General features: G+C 68.5%; 3 protein-coding genes. 1 reads left to right on the top strand and 2 read right to left on the bottom strand.

The annotated features are described in order from the left end of the window. Positions 1–407: 407 nt before the first annotated feature. Both ABZ370_RS43875 and ahcY read right to left on the bottom strand, forming a co-directional pair. A complete protein-coding gene (locus ABZ370_RS43875) occupies positions 408–1,022 on the bottom strand; it encodes a hypothetical protein (protein ID WP_358634169.1) in 615 nt (204 codons plus the stop codon). Between the two features lie 115 nt (positions 1,023–1,137). Further along, complete coding sequence (gene ahcY, locus ABZ370_RS43870) at positions 1,138–2,595, bottom strand: adenosylhomocysteinase (protein ID WP_358634166.1); 1,458 nt, start codon at positions 2,593–2,595, stop codon at positions 1,138–1,140. Positions 2,596–3,013: 418 nt separating this feature from the next. On the opposite strand from ahcY, the gene ABZ370_RS43865 reads away from it, so the two are divergent. Further along, positions 3,014–5,140 (top strand): fructose-specific PTS transporter subunit EIIC, encoded by a 2,127-nt coding sequence (locus ABZ370_RS43865; protein ID WP_358634162.1) that lies wholly within the window; start codon positions 3,014–3,016, stop codon positions 5,138–5,140. Positions 5,141–5,237 lie beyond the last annotated feature (97 nt).

The raw sequence follows: 5,237 nt of genomic DNA, 5'->3' as shown, positions 1-5,237 counted from the left end.
ACCGGTTTCTCCGGGCTTTTCCCTTCAGTGCCTTTCGGCCTTTCGTGTTTCCAACCTTACCAGATCCGTTTTCCGTTCCGTTTCCGGTCCGAATTTTGTTTCCGGTGGCCTGTTGGAGGGCCTTTGCCTTTCGGCTGTCCTTGACTTTAGCAGAGTCGCAGCGGCCGACCTAATCGACTTCGCGATTACCTGCGGGGGGTCAAAGTGCTCCGTCGGAATTACATTCACGAACGGAGCGGTTCAGATGCCAACGGCTGCCGATGAACGTACCATGCCGCTCACCGCAACCGTTAAAATCTACCTCCCCACATGGCCCGTGTCAACGGGTTTCGGGGAGATGAACACCGTACCAGTTCGGCGGGGCGCTCCGCACATCGCCTGCGCAGCACCCGCGCATCGCCCGCGCATCACCCGAAGGACGACGGCGGGGTCTCCAGTTCCTCCAGCTCGATGCCGGGGGCCGCGAGCACCACATCGCCGGCGATGTGGACCATGTGCTGCTCGCCCGTGTCCAACTCGCTGACCTGGTATTCGTCCACGGTGAGCGGGCCGATGTCGGTGGAGTGCCCGGTACTGCCGAGCAGTGCCCAGGACTGGTCGAGGGTGCGCGGTGCGAGGACCGGGTCGGTGAAGGCGACGAGGCGGACGCGTACCGGCCCCCCGCCCGGTTCGAGCCGGAGCATGCGGGAGAGGGCGACGAGGAACGCCGGGGAGGTGCCGGTGAACGCGTGGGCCTGGGTGTTGCCCTCGGTCGCGTGCGCTCCGGACGGATCGGTACGGACCCAGGTCACGCCCTCCATCGCGCCGCCGCGCACCCGCCAGCTCGCGGCGTGCAGCTCCAGGCGGAGGGGGCGGCCGAGTTCGTCGATGGTGAGGTCCACGGAACCGGCGTGCTCGCCGGAGGGCGAGGTGCGCTGTGCGACGTAACGCCATCCGCTGGGGCCCGGCGCACAGTGGAAGTGCTCTTGGCCGAGGGGCGCGTGGTCGTGGGTGTCGTGGAGGGAGTAGCGGCCGCGAGGCATGGTGAGGGTCCTTGAATGGCTGGGGCCCGCCCCGCCGGAACGGCGCGGACGGGCCCTGGGGCCCCGCCGGTGCGGCGGGGCCGGTGGCCGGCGCTGGGAGCGCCGGCCGGGGCGATCAGTAGCGGTAGTGGTCGGGCTTGTACGGGCCGTCGACCGGGACGCCGATGTAGTCGGCCTGCTCCTTGCGGAGGGTCGTCAGCTTGGCGCCGAGAGCCTCCAGGTGGAGCCGGGCGACCTTCTCGTCCAGGTGCTTGGGCAGCACGTACACGTCGGTCGGGTAGGACTCGGGCTTGGTGAACAGCTCGATCTGGGCGATCGTCTGGTCGGCGAAGGAGTTGGACATCACGAACGACGGGTGACCGGTCGCGTTGCCCAGGTTCAGCAGACGGCCCTCGGAGAGCACGATGAGCTTCTTGCCCTCGGGGAACGTCCAGGTGTGGACCTGCGGCTTGACCTCGTCCTTGACGATGCCGGGGATCGCCGCGAGACCGGCCATGTCGATCTCGTTGTCGAAGTGGCCGATGTTCCCGATGATCGCCTGGTGCTTCATCTTGGCCATGTCGGTGGCCATGATGATGTCCTTGTTGCCCGTGGTGGTGACGAAGATGTCCGCGGTCTCCACCACGTCGTCCAGGGTGGCGACCTGGAAACCGTCCATCGCCGCCTGCAGCGCGCAGATCGGGTCGATCTCGGTGACGATGACCCGCGCGCCCTGGCCGCGCAGCGACTCCGCACAGCCTTTGCCGACATCGCCGTAGCCGAAGATGACCGCGACCTTGCCGCCGATCAGGACATCGGTGGCGCGGTTGATGCCGTCGACCAGGGAGTGGCGGCAGCCGTACTTGTTGTCGAACTTCGACTTCGTCACCGCGTCGTTGACGTTGATCGCCGGGAAGAGCAGGGTGCCCTCCCGGTGCATCTCGTACAGGCGGTGAACGCCGGTCGTCGTCTCCTCCGTGACACCACGGATCTCGGAGGCGAGCTGCGTCCACTTCTGCGGGGTCTCCGCGAGGGTGCGGTTCAGCAGCGAGAGGACGACACGGTGCTCATCGTTCTCGGCGGTGGCGACGTCAGGGGCGGCACCGGCCTTCTCGTACTCGACGCCCTTGTGGACGAGGAGGGTGGCGTCGCCACCGTCGTCCAGGATCATGTTGGGGCCGCCGGTGGCGGTACCCGGCCAGGTCAGCGCCTGCTCGGTGCACCACCAGTACTCCTCCAGGGTCTCGCCCTTCCAGGCGAAGACCGGAATGCCCTGCGGGTTCTCCGGGGTACCGGTCGGGCCGACGGCGATCGCGGCGGCCGCGTGGTCCTGGGTGGAGAAGATGTTGCAGGACGCCCAGCGGACCTGCGCGCCGAGCGCGGTCAGGGTCTCGATCAGGACCGCGGTCTGGATCGTCATGTGCAGCGAGCCGGTGACCCGGGCACCGGCCAGCGGCTGAGATCCGGCGAACTCCTTACGGAGCGCCATCAGGCCGGGCATCTCGTGCTCGGCGAGAGTGATCTCCTTGCGACCGAAATCAGCCAGGGAGAGGTCGGCGACCTTGAAGTCCTGACCGGAGTCGGCTGTCGTCATGGGTGCTGCTCCTCATCGATCGGTTGCGAGCGAGAGTGTTTCGGCTGGCCTGCGGGCAGCGGGCACGGTGTGTCCGGGGGTGTGTCTCATACCGGACACACGTGTCCCCTTTGCTCGCAGCGCGCAGTCCGTCGAAGGCCCTCTCTCCCTCGGCCGGCCCGCTAGGGCCGCCCGACCGCCATCAGCAGCGACGTCTGGCTCGCACACGAATCTACACCGCTGGGCGGGGTGAGCCCCAGCCCGAGGGGGTGCTCTTCGGCCCTGGGCGCTGTGGGCCGTACGACAGTCGCTTTGATCGCGACCGCGGGTATTGCAGGATGCCGCTGGCGCGGGGACGCTTGCACATCCCCCGCGCCGCTTGGCGCGTTGACGGCGTTGTCGACGCGGAAGCCATGCTGACGCTGACAAGGAGAACCACGTGACCACCAGTCCAGCCGATCCCCCCGAGGGTGCGGGAGCCAGTGGGCCAGGGCTCAAGCTGCTCGCGGTGACCGCCTGTCCGACGGGCATCGCCCATACCTATATGGCCGCCGAAAAGCTGGTGCGGGCCGCGGAATCGCTCGGTCATCGCATGAAGGTGGAGACACAGGGTTCGATCGGGGCTGAGAATGTCCTATCTGACAACGATGTCAGCGAGGCGGACGGCATCATCATCGCCGCCGACAAGGACGTCGACCGCAGTCGGTTCGTCGGTAAGAAGGTGCTCGTCGTCGGGGTGGCCGAGGGGATTCACCATCCCGAGCGGCTGATCGAGCGGGTGCGGGACGCGCCGGTGTACGAGCCGGGGCACGAGAGGGATGGCGCCGGGGGCCGCGAGCGCCGCGGGGGCGGTGCGGTGCGGTCGGACGGTGGCGACGGCCGTAAGGGGCGTGGCGTCACCTATAAGGCGCTCATGAACGGCGTCTCGTACATGATCCCGTTCGTGGTGGTCGGCGGGTTGCTGATCGCCGTATCGCTCGCGCTGGGCGGCGATACGACGTCCAAGGGGATCGTCATCCCCGACGACTCCTTCTGGAAGACCGTCAACGACATCGGCACCATCGGCTTCCAGCTGATGATCCCGGCGTTGTCCGGCTACATCGCGTACGCCATCGCCGACCGGCCCGGGCTGGTGCCCGGCATGGTCGGCGGCTGGATCGCGGCCCATGGCGAGCTGTACGACAGCGAGGCGGGCGCCGGGTTCATCGGGGCGATCGTCACCGGCTTCCTGGCCGGGTACCTGGTGCAGGGGATCAAGCGGGTCCGGGTACCGAAGTTCGTTCAGCCGATCATGCCGATCATCGTGATTCCGATCGTGGCGACCTCGGTGCTCGGCCTCTTCTTCATCTATGTCCTCGGCAGGCCCATCGCCTGGGTCTTCGAGAACCTCACCGACTGGCTCGGCGGGCTGACCGGGACCAGTGCGGCGCTGCTCGGCATCATCCTCGGGCTGATGATCGCGTTCGACATGGGCGGACCGGTGAACAAGACGGCGTTCCTCTTCGGGGCCGGGCTGGTTTCCAAGAACCCCGAGGTCATGGGCGCGTGCGCGGCGGCCATTCCGGTGCCGCCGCTGGGGCAGGGGCTGGCCACGCTGATCCGTCGCCGGATGTTCGACGACCAGGAGCGGGAGACCGGGCTCGCCGCCCTCTTCATGGGCTTCTTCGGTATCACCGAGGGTGCGATTCCGTTCGCCGCGGCGCGACCGGCGCTGGTGATCCCGTCGAACATGCTCGGCGGTGCGGTGGCCGGGGCCATAGCCGGACTGGCGGCGGTCGAGGACAGCGTGCCGCACGGAGGGCCCATCGTGGCGGTGCTCGGGGCGGTGAACGGGGTGCCGATGTTCTTCGTCGCTGTGGTGGTCGGTACGGCCGTCACGGCGGTGGCTACGGTCGGGCTGATGTCGGTGCGGGGTGGGGCGGGGGCGGTTTCGGCGTCTGAGTCTGTGCCTGCGTCTGAGGCTGCGCCTGCCTCGGCCGACGAGACGGTGGCTTCTGTTGTGGCCGAGCCGGTGCTGGTGGGGAGTGGTGCGGGTGCCTCGGGGGCTGCGTCAGGGGGTGGTTCCGTTGCTCGTGGCGGTGTCGCGGAGGCTGCGGAGCCTGCCGGGGATGCGGTGCTGTCCGGGTATGTGACCGAGCAGACCGTCAAGGAACAGCTGACCGCCGACCGCAAGGACGATGCCATCCGCGAGATGGCCGCACTGCTGGCCGCGAGCGGCAAGGTCGCGGACGCGGCGGAACTGGTGCGGGCCGCGTTCGCCCGCGAGGACCAGGGCACCACCGGTCTCGGCGAGGAGATCGCGATCCCGCACGCCAAGACGGACGCCGTGACCGCCCCGGTCGTCGGCTTCGCCCGGTCCGCCGAGGGCATCGAATGGGGTGCTCCGGACAGTACGAAGGCCCACCTGATCTTCATGATCGCGGTGCCGGAGGCTGCGGCGGGCGATGAGCACTTGCGGATTCTGGCGCTGTTGTCGCGGAAGCTGATGGGGGCGGAGTTCCGGGAGCGGTTGGCGGGGGCTGGGGATGTGGGGGCGATTTTGCGGGTGTTGGGCGAGATCACGTAAGTCGCGTAGATCGCGTAGGTGGGGGCGGGGTGGGTTTTCCCCCACCCCCCCCCCAACCCCAAACCCGGCGCCCGCCCCCCCCCCCCCCCCCGCCGCC

This window comes from Streptomyces sp. NPDC005962, assembly GCF_040629205.1.
GTDB lineage: Bacteria > Actinomycetota > Actinomycetes > Streptomycetales > Streptomycetaceae > Streptomyces.
Note: the sequence above shows the minus strand (reverse complement) of the source record. Positions and strands in the feature narration are given on the sequence as shown.